Annotated in this window: 13 protein-coding genes and 1 tRNA gene; 12 read left to right on the top strand and 2 right to left on the bottom strand. The window is 71.2% G+C overall.

The genetic code is table 11. The features are described from left to right. Window positions 1-173 precede the first annotated feature (173 nt). Window positions 174-836, top strand: coding sequence for a DegT/DnrJ/EryC1/StrS family aminotransferase (locus ACFOSY_RS11730; RefSeq protein ID WP_394306708.1), 663 nt, complete (start codon window positions 174-176; stop codon window positions 834-836). A 74-nt stretch (window positions 837-910) separates the two neighbouring features. Next, a tRNA-Thr gene (locus ACFOSY_RS11725) sits at window positions 911-983 on the top strand. A gap of 73 nt (window positions 984-1,056) precedes the next feature. Here the strand turns inward: ACFOSY_RS11725 and ACFOSY_RS11720 are convergent. Then, window positions 1,057-3,810: a SpoIIE family protein phosphatase gene (locus ACFOSY_RS11720; protein ID WP_394306693.1), complete on the bottom strand. Its 2,754-nt coding sequence runs from the start codon at window positions 3,808-3,810 to the stop codon at window positions 1,057-1,059. 415 nt (window positions 3,811-4,225) lie between these two features. Between ACFOSY_RS11720 and ACFOSY_RS11715 the strand changes: the two genes are divergently transcribed. The 10 genes from ACFOSY_RS11715 (at window position 4,226) to ACFOSY_RS11670 (ending at window position 19,270) form a co-directional block, all read left to right on the top strand. Continuing rightward, entirely contained in the window at window positions 4,226-9,703 is a 5,478-nt protein-coding gene (locus tag ACFOSY_RS11715) for a HAMP domain-containing protein (protein ID WP_394306692.1), read from the top strand. Window positions 9,704-10,010: 307 nt separating this feature from the next. After that, entirely contained in the window at window positions 10,011-10,688 is a 678-nt protein-coding gene (locus ACFOSY_RS11710) for a response regulator (RefSeq protein ID WP_006130052.1), read from the top strand. A 173-nt stretch (window positions 10,689-10,861) separates the two neighbouring features. Beyond that, window positions 10,862-13,636, top strand: a complete 2,775-nt coding sequence (locus ACFOSY_RS11705) for a DNA translocase FtsK (protein WP_394306691.1) — start codon at window positions 10,862-10,864, stop codon at window positions 13,634-13,636. 252 nt (window positions 13,637-13,888) lie between these two features. Continuing rightward, a complete protein-coding gene (locus ACFOSY_RS11700; RefSeq protein ID WP_394306690.1) occupies window positions 13,889-14,731 on the top strand; it encodes a helix-turn-helix domain-containing protein in 843 nt (280 codons plus the stop codon). A gap of 93 nt (window positions 14,732-14,824) precedes the next feature. Continuing rightward, window positions 14,825-16,300 (top strand): 30S ribosomal protein S12 methylthiotransferase RimO, encoded by a 1,476-nt coding sequence (rimO, locus tag ACFOSY_RS11695; protein WP_394306689.1) that lies wholly within the window; start codon window positions 14,825-14,827, stop codon window positions 16,298-16,300. Further along, window positions 16,297-17,232, top strand: a complete 936-nt coding sequence (gene pgsA / locus ACFOSY_RS11690; protein ID WP_394306688.1) for a CDP-diacylglycerol--glycerol-3-phosphate 3-phosphatidyltransferase — start codon at window positions 16,297-16,299, stop codon at window positions 17,230-17,232. The genes rimO and pgsA overlap by 4 nt, the downstream gene beginning before the upstream one ends. Continuing rightward, window positions 17,229-17,774, top strand: a complete 546-nt coding sequence (locus tag ACFOSY_RS11685) for a CinA family protein (RefSeq protein ID WP_394306687.1) — start codon at window positions 17,229-17,231, stop codon at window positions 17,772-17,774. Before pgsA ends, ACFOSY_RS11685 begins: the two co-directional genes overlap by 4 nt. 109 nt (window positions 17,775-17,883) lie before the next feature. Next, window positions 17,884-18,264: a helix-turn-helix domain-containing protein gene (locus ACFOSY_RS11680; protein ID WP_003993396.1), complete on the top strand. Its 381-nt coding sequence runs from the start codon at window positions 17,884-17,886 to the stop codon at window positions 18,262-18,264. A gap of 200 nt (window positions 18,265-18,464) precedes the next feature. After that, on the top strand, window positions 18,465-18,935 hold the full coding sequence (locus ACFOSY_RS11675; RefSeq protein WP_394306686.1) for a Dps family protein: 471 nt from the start codon (window positions 18,465-18,467) through the stop codon (window positions 18,933-18,935). A gap of 86 nt (window positions 18,936-19,021) precedes the next feature. After that, entirely contained in the window at window positions 19,022-19,270 is a 249-nt protein-coding gene (locus ACFOSY_RS11670) for a hypothetical protein (RefSeq protein WP_394306685.1), read from the top strand. A gap of 22 nt (window positions 19,271-19,292) precedes the next feature. Here ACFOSY_RS11670 and ACFOSY_RS11665 read toward each other — a convergent pair whose 3' ends face one another. Further along, the gene (locus tag ACFOSY_RS11665; protein WP_394306684.1) at window positions 19,293-20,126 is read right to left on the bottom strand and encodes an Fpg/Nei family DNA glycosylase; all 834 of its coding nucleotides are present in this window, start codon (window positions 20,124-20,126) and stop codon (window positions 19,293-19,295) included. Window positions 20,127-20,157 lie beyond the last annotated feature (31 nt).

Below are 20,157 nucleotides of genomic sequence, written 5' to 3'. Positions count from 1 at the left end.
CTTACAGCGCCGATGGTACTGCAGGGGGGACCCTGTGGGAGAGTAGGACGCCGCCGAACAATTCTTACAAGGGTTGGTCCCTGAACTTCGGTTCAGGGACCAACCCTTTTTTGTTGTCGGTCACTTGACGTTCACGTTGCTTGCGGAGCATCCCCGGCATGGGAACTGCAGCTCTGCTCAGGGCGGCCGGCGTCGGAGCCGGTGACGAGGTCGTCGTACCGGCCTTCGGCAACGTGGAGGTCGCGCGGGCCGTGACACTCGCGGGTGCGCTGCCGGTGTTCGCCGACATAGACCCCGCGACGTACTGCCTCGACCCCTCCGCGGTCATCGCGATGCTGACTCCCCGTACCGCGGCGGTCGTTGTCGTCCACCGGTTCGGACGGCCCGCCGACATGGGGCAGTTGCACGCGCTCGGGCAGCGGCGCGGTCTTCTGGTGCTGGAGCACGCCGAGTCGGACGCCTCCCGCGACGATGCGGCGCGCCGACGGGAGCGGGCCGCCTACCTCGACGCGCGACTGCGTGGGGTGCGGACGCCCCAGGGAGGCGCCGGCCATGACTATCAGCAGTACGTCGTGCGGGTGCCGGGGAACGGGCGGCCCGACCGCGACGCCTTCGCACGGGCCGTACGGGCCAAGGGAGTCGAGTGCCGGATACCCGTGCCGACGCCCGTGCACCGGCTCCCCGAGTTCCGGCGCTGCGTGTCGCTGCCGGAGACCGAGCGGGCCGCCGACGAGACGCTCGCCCTGCCCGTCGACGCGTCTCTGACGAAGCGGGAGATGCACCGCATAGCGTCCGTGTGCAATGCGCTGGGAGGACTGCTCGCGCCGGCCCTCTGAGCGTGGTTGGGAGCACGGCTGTGTTCGGGGTATGATCTATTCCGTTGCCGCGCGGGAAACCGAAGCGACGACAGGCCCCTATAGCTCAGTCGGTAGAGCGTCTCCATGGTAAGGAGAAGGTCAACGGTTCGATTCCGTTTGGGGGCTCAGCCAGAAAGGCCCCGCCCGATTGGGCGGGGCCTTTCTCATGCCCTGGTTTCATGCCTGGCGCGGCGGCGGATCAGTCCTGCTGGAGGCCCGGCACGCGCATCGCGAGAATCGCCATGTCGTCGGACGGCGCGTCCGAGGCGAAGCGTTCCACCGCGCGCATGATGCGGGCCGCGACCGCGCCGGCCGTCAGCCCCGTACATGTCGTCAGCACCTCGGCGAGACCGTCGTCGCCCAGCATGCGGCTGCCCTCGCGGCGCTCGGTGACGCCGTCCGTGACGCAGAGCAGGACGTCGCCCGGGTCCAGGGTCACCGTCTCCTCGTGCAGCTCCAGGTCCTCCAGGACGCCGAGCAGCGGCTGCGGTTCGGCGGCCGGTTCGACCGTGCCGTCCTGGCGCAGGCGCAGCGGCAGGGGGTGGCCGGCGCAGACCACCTTCAGTTCCGCGCTGCCGTCCTCCTGTGGGCGCATCTCGCCGTACAGGAGGGTGAGGAAGCGGCTGCGCTCGCCCTCGTCGAGGATCGCGGAGTTCAGGCGCTCCAGGACCGACGGGCCGCTCAGGCCCTCCCGGGCCAGCAGGCGCAGCGCGTGCCGGGCGAGGCCGGTGACGGCCGCGGCGTTGGGGCCCGTGCCGCAGACGTCGCCGATGGCGAAGCCGTAGGCGCCGTCGCTGATCGGGAAGAGGTCGTAGAAGTCGCCGCCGACCTCGTTGCCCTCGCCGGCCGCGCGGTAGATGACCTCGACCTCGACGCCGTCGATCTGCGGCAGCTCGGGCGGCAGGAGGCTGCGCTGGAGCGACTGGCTGATGGCCGTGCGCTCCGAGTACAGGCGGGCGTTGTCCAGGGCCAGGGCGGCCCGGCGGGACAGGTCCTCGGCCAGTTCCAGGATCTCCTGGCGGAAGTGCTCGTCGGTGGGCTTGCCGAGGGTCAGCATGCCGATGACGCGGTTGCGGGCCACCAGTGGCAGGACCACCGTCTCGCCGCCGACCGCGGAGGCTGTGGCGAGGGTCGGGCCGATGCCGGTGGTGACGTGCCGGGTGGGGCCGCCGCTCAGGCCGAGGCTGCGCATGGAGGTGCGCAGGGCCGCCTGGTGGGCGACCTCCGCGGGCGCCGACCAGACGCGGGCGCCGGGGGTGGGGACCGGGTCCGGCGGGGGCATCTTGGACAGCAGGGACTTGATGCCGTCGATGAGCTCCTCGTCCTCGTGCAGCACGTAGGACAGGTCCGGCTCGGAGGACTGGTCGGCGATCGTGTAGACCGCGCACCAGGTGGCGAGCGTCGGGACGGTCATCTGGGCCATGAGGGCCAGGGTCTGGTCCCGGTCGAGGGTGCCGGCCAGCAGGTCGGAGGCCTCGACGAGGAAGCTGAGGGAGCCGCGGCGCAGCCGCTCCAGCTCGCCCAGGCGGGCGGATTCGACGGCCAGGGCGATGCGGTCCGCGGCGAACTGGAGGCGCAGTGCCTCCTCGTTGGAGTAGCGGCCGGGCGCCTCGGCGGCGACGCCGAGGGAGCCGGTGAGGCGGCCCTCGACCTTCAGGGGCACGGTGACGACCGAGCGCATGCCGGTGCCGTTGAGGAGCGGGACCGCGCCCGGGACGGCCGTGAGGTCCTCGTGGACGGCCGGCATGCGGGCGGAGCCGTAGCGGCCGGGGCCGCCCTCCACGGGGACGCGTGCGAAGCGCTGGCGGGCCGAGGGCAGGCCGGTGGAGGCGCGGACCTCCAGCTCGGTCTCGTCGTCGGTGGCGAGCAGCAGGAAGGCGGAGTCGCCGTCGAGCATGTCGCGGGCGCGCTCCACCGTGCGCTGGAGCAGGCCGTCGAGGTCGTCGGGGGCGGGGGAGCCGATGAAGACCTCGAACGGGTCGGCGCTCTGGCCGTCGGAGCCGCCGGAGGAGTCGGGCGCGGGGCCGCGCAGCGGGGTCTGGAGAACCGCCCGTTCGTGGTCGCGTACCAGGAGACACACGGTTGACGGTTCGCCGTCGGTGTCGCGGACGCGCAGGTGGGAGGCGTACACCGGGATGACGCGGCCGTGGGCGCCCCGGATGCCGTAGGAGCCCTCCCAGCGGGAGAGCTGGAGGGCGTCGGCGATGCCGGTGCCGGTGCCGGGGGTGTGCGGCCAGGCGGCGAGATCGGTGAGGGGCTTGCCCGTGACCTGCTCGGCGGTGTAGCCGAACAGCTCCTCCGCGTCCTCGTTCCAGGCGGTGATGGAGCCGGAGCGGTCGATCTGGACGACGGCGACGCGGACCCGGGTGTCGGCCAGCGGCAGCAGGTGGGCGGGGAGGGCGGGGCCCGCCGTGCGGGTGCCGACCGGGCGCTCGGGGAGGTCGAGCTGGAACCAGACGGTCTTGTGGGTGGGCGTGTAGTCGACGCCCCAGTGTCCGGCCAGGGCGGCGCAGAGCTGGAGGCCGCGTCCGCCCTCGCGGTCGGGGCTGCCCATGTCGACCGGGGAGCCCTGGAGGGGGATCTCACGCTCCGGATACCGGTCGGCCACCTCGATCCGGACGCCGTCCTCGCTGCGCAGGCAGAGCAGCTCGGCGGAGGTGCCCGCGTGCACGACGGCGTTGGTCACGAGTTCGCTGGTCAGCACCACGGCGTCGTCGACGATGTCGCCGAAGCCCCAGCCCTGGAGGGTGTCCCGGACGAAGGAGCGGGCGCTCGCGACGGATCGTCCGACGGGCTCGAAGCTGGCGGCCGCGCGCGCGGTGATCACAGAACTCCTCGACCGGTTCTCGACGGGCATGGCTCCCTGGCCGGCCGGATCGTGCCGCTGCTGCGGCAGGCCGTCCGTCGGCCGTGGGTCCGGGGGCTGTTCCCCCGGGATCAGTCCGGTGGTCATGTTGTGCGGCCGCCCCTCCGATGCCCGCTCGTTCTCGTGCCACCGCCCAGGCCGGACGCGCCGGCGTGGCTGGACAGCCGCATGCAAGGTTACTTACCTTCGCGGCACGAGCGGATGCCGGTCTGCAGTGTTTCCGTCCGAGGTGTTCGCCGTCCGGCGGGTGTGCGGACGATGTGCGAAGCTGCCGAACTGTTATGGCCTGGTTCCGCGGGGGTGAAACACTGGGCAGGCTTGTAGGGAAGGTCCGGGCAGGCAGTGTGGCGCCGGGGCCGGGTGGGCAGCAGCCCCCTGGCGGCGCCTCGGACGTCGGGCAGGGCATCTCGGTCCAACAGGAAAAGCATCAGGAGCAACGGGAGCACCCTGGACGGTGTGACCGGGTACAGCGGTAACGGTCGACCCCTGCGGGAGGGACACAGTGGAGTCTGGCGCAGCGACGCGGAGCACGAAGACGACGCGCGCGAAAGGCGGACAGTCCCTGAGCACGGCGGGGAAGGCCCGGGGCGGCACCGTGACGGTGGAGGCGGCGGCCATGAACCGGCTGCTGGGCGCCCTGGTGTCGATGCGGGACGGGAACTTCCGCAAACGCCTCACGGTGACCGGCGACGGCGTGATGGCGGAGATCGCCGCGGTCTTCAACGAGGTCGCCGACCGGAACCTGCACCTCACGGGCGAGCTGGCGCGGGTGCGCCGCATGGTGGGGCGTGAGGGGAAGCTCACGGAGCGGCTGGAGACGGGGCCCTCGGAGGGCTCCTGGGCGGCCGCGATCGACCATTCCAACGCCCTGGTGGACGACCTCGTACGGCCCGTCTCCGAGGTGAGCCGGGTGCTGTCGGCGGTGGCGGAGGGTGATCTGTCGCCGCGGATGGAGCTGCGGACGCAGGCGCCGGACGGGACCGGGCATCCGCTGCGGGGCGAGTTCCTGAAGGTCGCGCGGACCGTGAACAACCTGGTCGACCAGCTGTCGACGTTCACCGACGAGGTCACGCGCGTGGCCAGCGAGGTGGGCACCGAGGGCAAGCTGGGCGGTCAGGCGCAGGTGCGGGGCATGTCCGGGTCCTGGAAGGACCTGACGGACTCCGTGAACACGATGGCGGAGCGGCTGACGGCGCAGGTGCGCGACATCGCGCTGGTGACGACGGCCGTGGCGCGCGGTGACCTGTCCCGCAAGGTCACCGTGCACGTCGAGGGGGAGATGCTGGAGCTGAAGAACACCGTCAACACGATGGTGGACCAGCTCTCCGCGTTCTCCTCCGAGGTGACACGCGTCGCGCGCGAGGTGGGCACCGAGGGCGCGCTGGGCGGGCAGGCGCAGGTGCCGGGTGTGGACGGTGTGTGGAAGGAGCTCACCGACTCCGTCAACACCATGGCCGGGAATCTCACCGCGCAGGTGCGTGGGATCGCCGAGGTGACGACGGCGGTCGCCAACGGTGACCTGTCGCGGAAGGTGACGGTCCCGGCGCGCGGCGAGGTGGCGCAGCTGGCCGAGACGATCAACCAGATGACCGAGACGCTGCGGATCTTCGCGGACGAGGTCACGCGGGTCGCGAACGAGGTCGGCGCCGAGGGGCGGCTGGGCGGTCAGGCGAACGTGCCGGGTGCGGCGGGCACGTGGAAGGACCTGACGGACTCCGTCAACACGGTGTTCCGGAACCTGACCACCCAGGTGAGGGACATCGCGGCGGTCACCACGGCGGTCGCCAACGGTGACCTGTCGCAGAAGGTCACCGTGGACGTGGCCGGCGAGATGCTGGAGCTGAAGAACACCGTCAACACGATGGTGGACCAGCTGTCCGCGTTCGGCGCCGAGGTGACGCGGGTGGCGCGGGAGATCGGCGTCGAGGGCGAGCTGGGCGGTCAGGCGCAGGTGCCGGGTGCGGCGGGCACGTGGAAGGACCTGACGGACTCCGTCAACACCGCGTTCCGCAACCTCACCGGACAGGTGAGGAACATCGCCCAGGTGACGACGGCGGTGGCCAACGGCGATCTGTCGCAGAAGGTCACCGTGGACGTGTCCGGCGAGATGCTCCAGCTGAAGAACACCGTGAACACGATGGTGGACCAGCTGTCGAGCTTCGCCGACCAGGTCACGCGGATGGCCCGGGACGTGGGCACCGAGGGCCGGCTGGGCGGTCAGGCGCAGGTGCCCGGGGTGTCCGGCACCTGGAAGGAGCTCACCGACTCCGTCAACTCGATGGCCGGCAACCTCACCTCTCAGGTGCGCAACATCGCCCAGGTGACCACGGCCGTGGCGCGCGGTGACCTGTCGCAGAAGATCGACGTGGACGCGCGCGGGGAGATCCTGGAGCTGAAGAACACCATCAACACGATGGTGGACCAGCTGTCGTCGTTCGCCGACCAGGTGACCCGGGTGGCCCGCGAGGTGGGCACGGAGGGCCGGCTGGGCGGTCAGGCGCAGGTGCCCGGCGTGGCCGGCGTGTGGCGGGACCTGACGGACTCCGTGAACGGCATGGCGTCCAACCTGACCGGCCAGGTGCGCAACATCGCGCAGGTGGCGACGGCGGTGGCGCGCGGTGACCTGTCGCAGAAGATCACCGTCGACGCGCGCGGGGAGATCCTCGAGCTGAAGAACACCCTGAACACGATGGTGGACCAGCTGTCGTCGTTCGCGGAGGAGGTCACCCGGGTGGCCCGCGAGGTGGGCACCGAGGGCATTCTGGGCGGCCAGGCGGAGGTGCAGGGGGTTTCCGGCACCTGGAAGGACCTCACGCAGTCCGTGAACGGCATGGCGAACAACCTGACCCTTCAGGTGCGCAACATCGCCGAGGTCACCACGGCGGTCGCCAAGGGCGACCTGTCGAAGAAGATCACGGTGGACGCCAAGGGCGAGATCCTGGAGCTGGTGACCACCGTCAACACGATGGTGGACCAGCTGTCGTCGTTCGCGGAGCAGGTGACCCGGGTGGCCCGTGAGGTGGGCACCGAGGGCATCCTGGGCGGCCAGGCGCACGTGCCGGGCGTCACGGGCATCTGGAAGGACCTGAGCGACAACGTCAACCTGATGGCGAAGAACCTCACCACCCAGGTGCGGAACATCTCCCAGGTGTCCGCCGCGGTCGCCAACGGCGACCTGACGCGGCAGGTCAGCATCGAGGCGCGCGGCGAGGTGGCGCAGCTCGCGGACACCATCAACACGATGGTGAAGACGCTGAGCGCGTTCGCCGAGCAGGTCACCAAGGTGGCCCGTGAGGTGGGCACGGACGGCATCCTGGGCGGTCAGGCGCACGTGCCGGGTGTGGCGGGCACGTGGAAGGACCTCACCGAGTCGGTGAATCAGATGGCGTCCAACCTGACCGGTCAGGTGCGGAACATCGCCATGGTGACCACCGCCATCGCCAAGGGCGACCTGACGAAGAAGATCGACATCGACGCGCGCGGGGAGATCCTCGAGCTGAAGACCACCATCAACACGATGGTCGACCAGCTGTCGTCGTTCGCCGAGGAGGTCACGCGCGTGGCCCGTGAGGTGGGCACCGAGGGCCAGCTGGGCGGTCAGGCGCGGGTGCGGGACGTGGACGGCACCTGGCGGGACCTGACGGAGTCGGTGAACGAGATGGCCGGGAACCTCACCCGGCAGGTGCGTGCCATCGCGCGCGTGGCGACCGCGGTGACCCGCGGCGACCTGAACCTGAAGATCGACGTGGACGCGTCCGGGGAGATCCAGGAGCTCCAGGACTACATCAACAAGATGATCGCCAACCTGCGCGACACCACGATCGCGAACAAGGAGCAGGACTGGCTGAAGGGCAACCTGGCCCGTATCTCCGCGCTGATGCAGGGCAGGCGCGACCTGGAGGACGTCGCCTCGCTGATCATGAGCGAGCTGACGCCGGTGGTGTCCGCGCAGCACGGCGCGTTCTTCCTCGCCATGCCGCTGGTGGACGGCGAGGACCTGAGCGGGGCCGACGAGGAGCAGTTCGAGCTGCGGATGCTGGGCTCGTACGGCTATTCGATGGGGTCCATGCCGACGTCGTTCCAGCCCGGTGAGGGGCTGATCGGGACGGCCGCGATGGAGAAGCGCACGATCCTGGTGGACAGGGCGCCCAGCGGCTACCTGAAGATCTCCTCGGGGCTCGGGGAGGCGCCGCCGGCCCAGGTGATCGTGCTGCCGGTGGTGTTCGAGGGGAAGGTGCTCGGCGTCATCGAGCTGGCGTCGTTCACGCCGTTCACGGCGATCCAGAAGGACTTCCTCAACCAGATCGCCGAGATGATCGCGACGAGCGTCAACACCATCTCGGTCAACACCAAGACCGAGCATCTGCTGGCGCAGTCGCAGGAGCTGACCGAGCAACTGCGGGAGCGGTCGGCGGAGTTGGAGCAGCGGCAGAAGGCGCTCCAGGCGTCCAACGCCGAACTGGAGGAGAAGGCGGAGCTGCTGGCCCGTCAGAACCGCGACATCGAGGTGAAGAACACCGAGATCGAGGAGGCGCGGCAGGTCCTGGAGGAGCGCGCCGAGCAGCTCGCGGTGTCGATGCGCTACAAGAGCGAGTTCCTGGCGAACATGTCGCACGAGCTGCGCACGCCGCTCAACTCGCTGCTGATTCTGGCCAAGTTGCTCGCGGACAACGCGGAGGGGAACCTCTCGCCGAAGCAGGTGGAGTTCGCCGAGACGATCCACGGCGCAGGCTCGGACCTGTTGCAGCTCATCAACGACATCCTCGACCTGTCGAAGGTCGAGGCGGGCAAGATGGACGTCTCCCCGACGCGCATCGCGCTGGTGCAGCTCGTGGACTACGTGGAGGCCACGTTCCGGCCGCTGACGGCGGAGAAGGGCCTGGATTTGTCGGTGCGGATCTCGCCGGAGCTGCCGGCCACCCTGCACACCGACGAGCAGCGGCTGCTCCAGGTGCTGCGGAACCTGCTGTCCAACGCGGTGAAGTTCACCGACTCCGGGTCGGTCGAGCTGGTCATCCGGCCCGCCCGGGACGACGTCCCGCAGGCGATCCGGGAGCAGCTGCTGGAGGCCGGTTCGCTGACCGACCCGGACGCGGACCTGATCGCGTTCTCGGTGAGCGACACGGGCATCGGCATCGCGGCCAGCAAGATGCGGGTGATCTTCGAGGCGTTCAAGCAGGCCGACGGCACGACCAGCCGCAAGTACGGCGGCACCGGCCTGGGGCTGTCCATCTCGCGGGAGATCGCGCAGCTGCTCGGCGGTGAGATCCACGCGCAGAGCGAGCCGGGCCGCGGTTCGACGTTCACCCTGTACCTGCCGCTGCACCCGAGCGAGCTGCCGCCCAACGGCTACCAGCAGCCGCCCATGCCGGCGCTGGAGGCGGGGGACCTGGTGGCGTCGGCCGAGCTGGCCGCGCCGGAGGCCGAGACCCCGGCGGAGGTGTCCTCCTACCGGGAGGCGCGCAACGGTCCGGCGGCGCTGTTCCGGCGGCGGCGCCGGGTCTCGCTCCAGCAGGACCAGCGGCCCTCCGCGGAGCTGGAGGAGTGGCCGGCGCTGGAGCAGGAGCCGCAGGCGGCGCGCACGCCGCGCCGGGGCATCCGCTTCGCCGGGCAGAAGGTGCTGATCGTCGACGACGACATCCGCAACGTCTTCGCGCTGACCAGCGTCCTGGAGCAGCACGGCCTGTCCGTGCTGTACGCGGAGAACGGCCGCGAGGGCATCGAGGTGCTGGAGCAGCACGACGACGTGGCGGTCGTGCTGATGGACATCATGATGCCCGAGATGGACGGGTACGCGACGACCACGGCGATCCGGCGGATGCCGCAGTTCGCGGGGCTGCCGATCATCGCGCTCACCGCGAAGGCGATGAAGGGCGACCGGGAGAAGGCCATCGAGTCGGGCGCCTCCGACTACGTGACGAAGCCGGTCGACCCCGACCACCTGCTGACCGTGATGGAGCAGTGGATGAGGGGGGAGTGAGACCGGCGGCCGAAGAGCGTGCGAAGGTGACGGGAAGCTTCGAAGGACACGCGGAGTTGCCCACGCGTCGTGCGCGAAGTCGTGTAGAAGTGCGGTATACGGGGAACCTTCTGGTCTCCCGCGGCGTTTCCGCTACGTGCACAGTGACATCACGGTGACAGGGTGTGGCGACAGGCGGGGTGCGGCTACGATGACCGGCACAAGGACGGGCGGCGCAAGGGAGTCGCCCTCTGGGGCGGCACCCACCGGTGCTGTGCCAGGTCCTGCGGACAGGGAGGGCCCCAAGCCGGGGCGAGGAGGGCGGGCCATGGTGCAGAAGGCCAAGATCCTCCTGGTCGATGACCGGCCGGAGAATCTGCTGGCGCTCGAGGCGATCCTCTCGGCGCTCGATCAGACGCTGGTGCGGGCATCGTCCGGGGAGGAAGCGCTCAAAGCGCTGCTCACGGACGACTTCGCGGTCATTCTGCTGGACGTCCAGATGCCGGGCATGGACGGTTTCGAGACCGCCGCCCACATCAAGCGGCGGGAGCGGACCCGGGACATCCCGATCATCTTCCTCACCGCGATCAACCACGGCCCGCACCACACCTTCCGGGGTTACGCGGCGGGCGCGGTGGACTACATCTCCAAGCCGTTCGACCCGTGGGTGCTGCGCGCGAAGGTCTCGGTCTTCGTCGAGCTGTACATGAAGAACTGCCAGCTGCGGGAGCAGGCGTCGCTGCTGCGGCTCCAGCTCGAGGGCAGCGAGAAGGACGCGGGGGAGTCCAAGGAGTCCGCGGGGCTGCTCGCCGAGCTGTCGGCGCGGCTCGCGGCCGTCGAGGAGCAGGCCGAGGCGCTCACCAAGCAGCTGAACGACGAGTCGACCGACGCGGCCGCGGTCGCCACGGCGGCCCATCTGGAGCGGAAGCTCACGGGATTGCGGCGGGCGCTGGACGCCCTGGATCCCGGGACCGGGAGCGCGTCGTCGGTGTCCTCGCAGAACTGACCCCGTCCGCGCGGGCCTTGTCCGCCCCCGCAGGCGGGTCGGGTCCTGAGGGGGCGTCAACTTCGCGGTACTCGGGCACCGAGCGTCAGTTTCGCGCCGCGAAGCGGGCGACACGAACGGGTGAAGCATCCGCCACGCGTGTCACGTGCCGTCTCCCCCGGTAACCTCACCCCATGGCCTCACGTCCCTCCGCAGCCAAGAAGCCGCCCGCGAAGAAGGCGGCCGCTTCCGCGAAGGCTCCGGCGAAGAAGGCCGCCGCCAAAAAGGCCCCGGCGAAGAAGGCGCCCGCCCGGAAGGCCCCGGCGAAGAAGCCCGCCCCCGCGCCGGCCCCGAACCCGACCGGCGCCGTCTACCGGCTCGTCCGCGCCCTGTGGCTGGGCCTGGCGCACGCGGTGGGCGCCGTGTTCCGCGGCATAGGGCAGGGCGCCAGGAACCTCGACCCGGCCCACCGCAAGGACGGGCTCGCGCTGCTGCTGCTCGGCATCGCGCTGATCGTCGCCGCCGGCACCTGGGCCGACCTGGAAGGGCCCGTCGGCGACCTGGTGGAGATTCTGGTCACCGGCGCGTTCGGACGGCTCGACCTGCTGGTGCCGATCCTCGTCGCCGTCGTCGCCGTACGGTTCATCCGGCACCCGGAGAAGCCCGAGGCCAACGGGCGGATCGTGATCGGCCTGTCCGCCCTCGTCATCGGCGTCCTGGGGCAGATCCACATCGCCTGCGGCTCGCCCGCGCGCGGCGACGGCATGCAGGCCATAAGGGACGCCGGCGGGCTCATCGGCTGGGGCGCGGCCGCGCCGCTGTCGTCCACCATGACCGACGTGCTGGCCGTCCCCCTGCTGGCGCTGCTGACCGTCTTCGGTCTGCTGGTGGTCACGGCCACCCCGGTGAACGCGATCCCGCAGCGGCTGCGCCGGCTCGGCCAGCGGCTGGGACTGGTGCAGGAGGCGGAGCCGGAGGACTTCGCCGAGGACGACGTGCGCTACGAGGAGCAGTGGCGCGAGGCGCTGCCCCAGGGCCGCCGCAGGCGCCGCCCGGCGCCCCAGGAGTACGACCCGGAGCAGGCGGAGGAGGAGGCGCTGTCCCGGCGGCAGCGCCGCCCGCGCCGGTCCGCCGTGGCGCAGCCCGACGCGAACCGGCCGATGGACGCCGTGGACGTGGCCGCCGCCGCGGCCGCCGCGCTGGACGGCGCCGTGCTGCACGGCATGCCGCCCTCGCCCGTCGTCGCCGACCTCACCCAGGGCGTCAGCACGGGCGACTACGAGCCCACCACCCCGACGCCGGTCCCCGCGGCCCGCCCGCAGCAGGACGCGCCCAGGAAGGGCAAGGCCCGGCGGGAGGCGCCCGCCGGGACCGGGAGCGAGGGCGCCGAGCAGCGGGAGCGGCCGCCCGCGGGCGTGCTCGACATGACCAAGGCGCCGCCGCGCGAACCCCGCGACCTGCCGCCGCGCGCGGAGCAGCTGCAGCTCTCCGGCGACATCACCTACTCCCTGCCCTCGCTCGACCTGCTGCACCGCGGCGGGCCGGGCAAGGCGCGCAGCGCCGCCAACGACGCCATAGTGGACGCGCTGCGGAAGGTGTTCACCGAGTTCAAGGTGGACGCCGACGTCACCGGCTTCACGCGCGGCCCGACGGTCACCCGGTACGTCGTCGAACTCGGCCCGGCCGTGAAGGTCGAGCGGGTCACCGCGCTCACCAAGAACATCGCGTACGCCGTCGCCAGCCCGGACGTGCGGATCATCAGCCCGATCCCCGGCAAGTCCGCGGTCGGCATCGAGATCCCCAACACCGACCGGGAGATGGTGAACCTCGGCGACGTGCTGCGGCTCGCCGAGTCCGCCGAGGACGACGACCCGATGCTGGTCGCCTTCGGCAAGGACGTCGAGGGCGGCTACGTCATGGACTCGCTGGCGAAGATGCCGCACATGCTGGTCGCCGGCGCCACCGGCTCCGGCAAGTCGTCCTGCATCAACTGCCTGATCACCTCGGTCATGATGCGGGCGACCCCGGAGGACGTCCGGATGATCCTGGTCGACCCCAAGCGCGTCGAGCTGACCGCGTACGAGGGCATCCCGCACCTGATCACGCCGATCATCACCAACCCCAAGCGGGCCGCCGAGGCGCTCCAGTGGGTCGTGCGCGAGATGGACCTGCGCTACGACGACCTGGCGGCCTACGGCTACCGGCACATCGACGACTTCAACCGCGCGGTGCGCGAGGGCAAGGTCAAGCCGCCCGAGGGCAGCGAGCGCGAGCTCCAGCCGTACCCGTACCTGCTGGTGATCGTGGACGAGCTGGCCGACCTGATGATGGTCGCCCCGCGCGACGTCGAGGACGCCATCGTGCGCATCACCCAGCTCGCGCGGGCCGCCGGCATCCACCTGGTGCTGGCCACCCAGCGGCCCTCCGTCGACGTCGTCACCGGTCTGATCAAGGCGAACGTGCCGTCCCGGCTGGCGTTCGCCACGTCCTCGCTCGCCGACTCGCGGGTCATCCTCGACCAGGCCGGCGCGGAGAAGCTGATCGGCAAGGGCGACGGGCTGTTCCTGCCGATGGGCGCGAACAAGCCCACCCGTATGCAGGGCGCGTTCGTGACCGAGGAGGAGGTCGCGGCGGTCGTCCAGCACTGCAAGGACCAGATGGCGCCCGTCTTCCGGGACGACGTCGTCGTCGGCACCAAGCAGAAGAAGGAGATCGACGAGGACATCGGCGACGACCTCGACCTGCTGTGCCAGGCGGCCGAGCTGGTCGTCTCCACGCAGTTCGGGTCCACGTCGATGCTCCAGCGCAAACTGCGCGTCGGCTTCGCCAAGGCGGGCCGGCTGATGGACCTCATGGAGTCCCGTAACATCGTCGGACCGAGCGAAGGTTCGAAGGCTCGTGATGTTCTTGTGAAGCCTGATGAGCTGGACGGCGTGCTCGCGCTGATCCGCGGGGAGTCTGAAGGGTAGACGGCGGGTACACGGTCGTCGCGCCGGGAGGTCCGGCCGGGTGATCGTGACCCATCCGTAAGCGATCAACGAGCAACCGTTTCCCGTCGGCACACGTCAAGTTGAACGAAGTGTCAGACAGCAGGACGACCATCGGAATGTCGGGCCATTCCGATGGCGTACAAAGTACGAACGCCCGGTTGCCCCACCCCTTCGTACCCCACCTAGACTGAACATCCAGCACAGGCGGCTACACGCTCGAAAGGCGCCCCCGTGTCCATCGGCAACTCCCCTGAAGACGAGCGTCCGTTCGAAGACGTTTCCGAGGAAGACCGCCCTTCCGTCTCGGTCGGCCGCGCGCTGAAGCAGGCCCGCGTCGCCGCCGGGCTCACCGTCGACGACGTCAGTACCGCCACCCGTGTCCGCATCGCCATCGTCCACGCCATCGAGCGGGACGACTTCGCGCCCTGCGGCGGCGACGTGTACGCGCGCGGGCACATCCGCACGCTGGCCAAGGCCGTCAAGCTCGACCCCGCCCCGCTGCTCGCCCAGTACGAGGCGCAGCAGGGCGGCGGCCGCCCGGCGCCCACCCCGGCCGCGCCCCTCTTCGAGGCGGAGCGCATCCGACCCGAGCGACGCGGCCCCAACTGGACCGCCGCGATGGTCGCCGCGATCGTGGTCGTGATCGGCTTCGTCGGCTTCACCATGGTCAACGGCGGCGACGACGGCGAGGCGAACGTCGCCGGCGACACCGAGCCGACCGCGTCGCCCAAGCCCAGCCCCAGCACCAAGACCGCCAAGCCCGTCGTGCCCGCGCCGGAGCCGTCGGACAGCGCCATCGCCGCGGCCCCGCAGGACAAGGTGACCGTCAAGGTCGTCGCCGCCGACGGACCCAGCTGGATCTCCGCCAAGGACCACAACGGCAAGGTGCTCTTCGCCGAGCTGCTCAAGGAAGGCGAGGACAAGACCTTCCAGGACAACTCCAAGATCGACCTGGTCCTCGGCGACGCGGGCGCCCTCGACCTGTTCGTGAACGGCAAGAAGATCGAGGACGACTGGCAGCCGGGCGCCGTGGAGCGCCTCACCTACACCAAGGGCGACCCCCAGGCCGGGTGACCGGCTCCCCACGACGCGCTCACCACGGGGTTGGCCGGGTCCGGCCAACCCCGTCGACATGGGGCGTCGCCGGGACGAAGTAGTCTTGAGCCCATGCCTGAACGCCGTACCGTCGCACTGGTCACCCTTGGCTGCGCCCGTAACGAGGTGGACTCGGAGGAGCTCGCAGGCCGTTTGGAGGCGGACGGCTGGCAGCTCGTGGAGGACGCCGAGGACGCGGACGTCGCCGTCGTCAACACCTGTGGCTTCGTCGAGGCCGCCAAGAAGGACTCCGTCGACGCCCTCCTGGAGGCCAACGACCTCAAGGGACACGGGAGAACGCAGGCCGTCGTCGCCGTGGGCTGCATGGCCGAGCGGTACGGCAAGGAGCTCGCCGAAGCCCTCCCCGAGGCCGACGGCGTGCTCGGCTTCGACGACTACGCCGACATCTCCGACCGCCTCCAGACCATCCTGAACGGCGGCATCCACGCCTCCCACACCCCGCGCGACCGGCGCAAGCTGCTGCCCATCAGCCCGGCCGAGCGGCAGGAGTCCGCCGCCGCCGTCGCGCTGCCCGGGCACGGCCCGGCCGACCTGCCCGACGGCCTCGCCCCCGCCTCGGGCCCCCGCGCGCCCCTGCGACGCCGCCTGGACGGCTCCCCGGTGGCCTCCGTGAAGCTGGCCTCCGGCTGCGACCGGCGCTGCTCCTTCTGCGCCATCCCCTCCTTCCGCGGCTCCTTCATCTCCCGCCGCCCCAGCGACGTCCTCAACGAGACGCGGTGGCTGGCCGAGCAGGGCGTGAAGGAGATCATGCTGGTCTCCGAGAACAACACCTCCTACGGCAAGGACCTCGGCGACATCCGTCTGCTGGAGTCCCTGCTGCCCGAACTCGCCGAGGTCGACGGCCTGGAGCGGGTGCGCGTCAGCTACCTCCAGCCGGCCGAGATGCGGCCCGGCCTGATCGACGTGCTCACCTCCACGCCGAAGGTCGCCCCGTACTTCGACCTCTCCTTCCAGCACTCGGCGCCCGACGTGCTGCGCGCCATGCGCCGCTTCGGCGACACCGACCGCTTCCTGGAGCTGCTCGACACCATCCGGAGCAAGGCGCCCCAGGCCGGCGTGCGCTCCAACTTCATCGTCGGCTTCCCCGGCGAGTCCGCGTCCGACCTCGCCGAGCTGGAGCGGTTCCTCACCCACGCCCGGCTCGACGCCATCGGCGTGTTCGGCTACTCCGACGAGGAGGGCACCGAGGCGGCCGGCTACGACGGCAAGCTGGACGAGGACGTGGTCGCCGAGCGTCTGGCCCGCGTCTCCCGGCTGGCCGAGGAACTCGTCTCGCAGCGCGCCGACGAGCGGGTCGGCGAGACCGTGCACGTCCTGGTGGAGTCCGTCGACGACGAGGAGGGCGTGTACGGCCGTGCCGCGCACCAGGCTCCCGAGACGGACGGCCAGGTGCTGCTCACGAGCGGCGAGGGACTGAGCGTCGGCCGTATGGTCGAGGCGAAGGTGGTCGGCACGGAGGGTGTCGACCTGGTGGCCGAGCCGCTCTTCGAGGGCTCGCCCGCGCGCATCGAGGAGGCGGGCAGATGACGGGTGTCCCGGCATCGGCGGCAGGTGGCCCCTCCGGCGCCAGGAGGGCCAAGGGCCCCGCGTCCGGAGGCCTGACACCGGCGTCCGGCCGCGGGCTCGCGCGGGAGGCCAGGGACAAGACTCCGGGCGGCTCCGGAGGCGGGAAGGCACGGCGTGACGCGTCGAGCCCCGAGGACGTCCGCGCGGCGGGCGCCTCCCCCTCGTCGTCCCCCTCCGCGTCGCCCTCCTCCGCGTCGTCCTCCTCACCGTCGTCGTCCGAGGACACCGGGACTGCCGGGACCACCGAGGCGCAGGGCTCCACGCGGGCCCCGCGCGGCGCCAAGATCGCGGCGGCGGCCGTCGACCAGGCCAGCGTCTGGAACATCGCCAACCTGCTGACCATGCTCCGGCTGCTGCTGGTGCCGGCGTTCGTCATGCTGATGCTCGCCGACGGCGGCTACGACCCGGCCTGGCGCTCGCTGGCCTGGGCGGCCTTCGCCATCGCCATGATCACCGACCTGTTCGACGGTCATCTGGCGCGCGCCTACAACCTGGTCACCGACTTCGGGAAGATCGCCGACCCCATCGCCGACAAGGCGATCATGGGCGCGGCGCTGATCTGCCTGTCCGCGCTGGGCGACCTGCCGTGGTGGGTCACGAGCGTGATCCTCGGCCGGGAACTGGGGATCACCCTGCTGCGTTTCCTGGTCATCCGGTACGGGGTCATCCCGGCCAGCCGGGGCGGCAAGCTCAAGACCCTCACACAGGGCGTGGCGGTGGGCATGTACGTGCTCGCGCTGACCGGGTGGCTGGCGACGCTGCGGTGGTGGGTGATGGCCGCGGCGGTCGTGCTGACCGTGGTGACCGGCCTCGACTATGTGAAACAGGCCATTGTGCTCCGCAGGCAGGGAATCGCCGAGCGCAAGGCGGCGTTGGAGGAGACGGAAGAGTGAGTTCAACGGCCACCGAGGTGGTGCGACTACTCACCGTGAACGGCGGGACGCTCGCGGTCGCCGAGTCGCTGACCGGTGGCCTGGTGGCGGCGGAGATCACCTCCGTCCCCGGGGCGTCCAAGGTCTTCAAGGGCTCGGTGACGGCCTACGCCACCGAGCTCAAGCACCGGCTGCTGGGCGTGAACGCCACTCTGCTGGCCCAGCGCGGAGCGGTGGATCCGCAGGTGGCGGCCCAGATGGCGGCCGGAGTGCGCACGGCGCTCGGTGCCGACTGGGGCATCGCCACCACCGGGGTGGCAGGCCCCGACCCCCAGGACGGACAGGCCGTCGGCACGGTGTACGTGGCGGTCGACGGCCCCTTCGCGGAGGGCGCCGGTTCCGCCTCTGGCGGAAAAGTGCGCCGTCTGCGGTTGAACGGCGACCGCGCGGAAATTCGTATGGAGAGTGTACGGAGCGTGCTCGCCCTGCTCCTCGCGGAGCTGGCGGGCGAACAGACCGGGAACGAGCGGGCACAGGATACGGAACGGAACGGGGGGTTTTGATGTTTGCAGCCCAGAGTGAACACGACATCGCTCCCCGCACGGCCGCGGCGCGAGGCGGTACGGTGGGGCGAGAAGGATGCGGCTACGCGGTCCGAGGAGGGAGCCACCGATGATTCTGCTCCGTCGCCTGCTGGGTGACGTGCTGCGTCGGCAGCGCCAGCGCCAGGGCCGTACTCTGCGCGAAGTCTCCTCGTCCGCCCGAGTTTCGCTCGGCTATCTCTCCGAGGTGGAGCGGGGGCAGAAGGAGGCTTCCTCCGAGCTGCTCTCCGCGATCTGCGACGCGTTGGACGTACGGATGTCCGAGCTCATGCGCGAGGTGAGCGACGAACTCGCTCTCGCCGAGCTGGCCCAGTCTGCTGCAGCGACCCCCAGCGAGCCCGTACCCACGCCGGTTCGTCCGATGCTGGGTTCCGTGTCGGTGACCGGTGTGCCACCGGAACGGGTGACCATCAAGGCGCCCGCCGAGGCGGTGGACGTCGTCGCCGCCTGAGCCAGGCGTCCGGCGCTCCGCGCGGTGTGAAGGTGTGAGATGCCCCGGTGAGGGCTTCTCCGGAGGAAACCGGAGGGGTGCCGCCGGGGTTTTTCGCGTCTCCGGACAGGCGCGTGGGAGCGGGCGGGGCTGCGTTTGCCGGTGCGGCGGGGGGCCGTCATCGTGGAGACGGAGGCGGGGGACCAGCCACGGAGGTGCGGATGTACGTCGTGAAGAGCCCGTTGTCCGACGAGAACCTGAAGACCGTTTCTGAGGCACTGCAGGGCGCCCTGGTCGATCTGATCGACCTCTCCCTGGTGGCCAAGCAGATCCACTGGAACGTGGTCGGACCGCGCTTCCGCTCCGTCCATCTCCAGCTCGACGAGGTCGTGACCACCGCACGCGGCCACTCCGACACCGTGGCCGAGCGGGCCGCGGCACTGGGCGTCTCGCCCGACGGGCGGGCCGCGACCGTGGCCGTCGGCAGCGGCATCGGCGTCACGCCCGAGGGCTGGGTCGACGACGAGGCGGCGGTGAGCGCGCTGGTGGACGCGCTGGGCGCGGTCATCGCCCGCATGCGGGAGCGGATCGCGGCGACCGAGGAGCCCGACCCGGTGACCCAGGACATCATCATCACCATCACCGCGGACCTCGAGAAGCACCACTGGATGTTCCAGGCCGCGAACGGGTGACACGGGCGCGGGGCGCCGGAGCGGCCGCTGTGGGTCCTGTGGGACTGGTGCGCCCTGCGCGCCCTGTGCGCAGGACCGGGCGCGGGGTGTGCCGGTGGGTCGCCGTTGTGGCGTTCACGGTTCTGTGGTGGTGGGCGGCGGCACGGCTGCTGTTCGCGCCCGACGCCGGCGCCCTGGAGGGCGCGGTCGCGGCCGGCGGGTGGGGCCTGAGCGTGCTTCCGGTGCACTGTCTGCCCAAGGCGCGGGCGGACGGGGCGCTCGCCGCCGGGCGGTGGCGGCGGGCTTGGCGCGCGGGGCGCCCACCAGGCTCAGGGGGCGACCAGGGCGCGAGGTGACGCCTCCTGGGGGAGGTGCCGGTCAGCGGGCGGGGCCCCGGCGGCCTCGCGGCGCGGGTTCCGGGGCCGGTCCCGGCTGGCAGACGGGGCACCAGTACGTGGGACGTTCGCGTGAGCCGTCGCCCTGCTCGGCCACCCGGATCGGCGTGCCGCAGCGCAGACAGGGGCGGCGGGTGCGGCCGTAGACGTAGAGGTCCTGGCCGCGCCGGCCCGTGGTGTTCCGGACGGTGCGGTCACGGTTGAACTCCAGCAGCTTCCTGGCCAGCTCCGGGAGGCTCGCCATGCGGTCGGCCGGGAGTTCGCCGACGGGCAGCCAGGGCGTGACGTTGAGCAGGAAGCACAGCTCGCTCTTGAACACGTTGCCGATGCCCGCGAGGTTCCGCTGGTCCAGCAGCGCCTCGCCGAGCTCGCGGTCGGGGTCCTTGGCGAGGTTGGCGAGCGCGAGGTCGGCGTCCCAGTCGGGACCCAGCAGATCGGGGCCGAGGTGGCCGACCGCGCGGTCCTCCTCGTCCTCGGTGCGGATCAGCTCCAGCACGGGCAGCCGGTAGCCGACGGCGGTGCGTTCGGCGTTGGCGAGGACGGCGCGGATCTGGTGCGCCGGGCCGCCGTTCCAGCGCTGCCCGGGCGCGTAGATCCGCCAGGAGCCGTCCATCCGCAGATGCGAGTGCAGGGTCAGGCCGCCCTCGATCCGGGTCAGCAGGTGCTTGCCGCGCGCCGTGACGTCCAGCACCGAGCGGCCGGTCAGGTCGGACGTGGCGAAGCGGGGCACGCGCAGATCGCTGCGGACCAGCACCCGGCCGGCGAGGGCGTCGTGCAGCCGTCGCGCGGCCTGCCAGACCGTGTCTCCTTCGGGCATGCGTCAAGAGTGACACGGCCCGGCCGTACAC

Origin of the sequence: Streptomyces lusitanus, assembly GCF_042647945.1 — a bacterium.
GTDB lineage: Bacteria > Actinomycetota > Actinomycetes > Streptomycetales > Streptomycetaceae > Streptomyces > Streptomyces pseudogriseolus.
The sequence above is the reverse complement of the archived record's forward strand: the minus strand, read 5'-3'. Positions and strand labels throughout refer to the sequence as shown.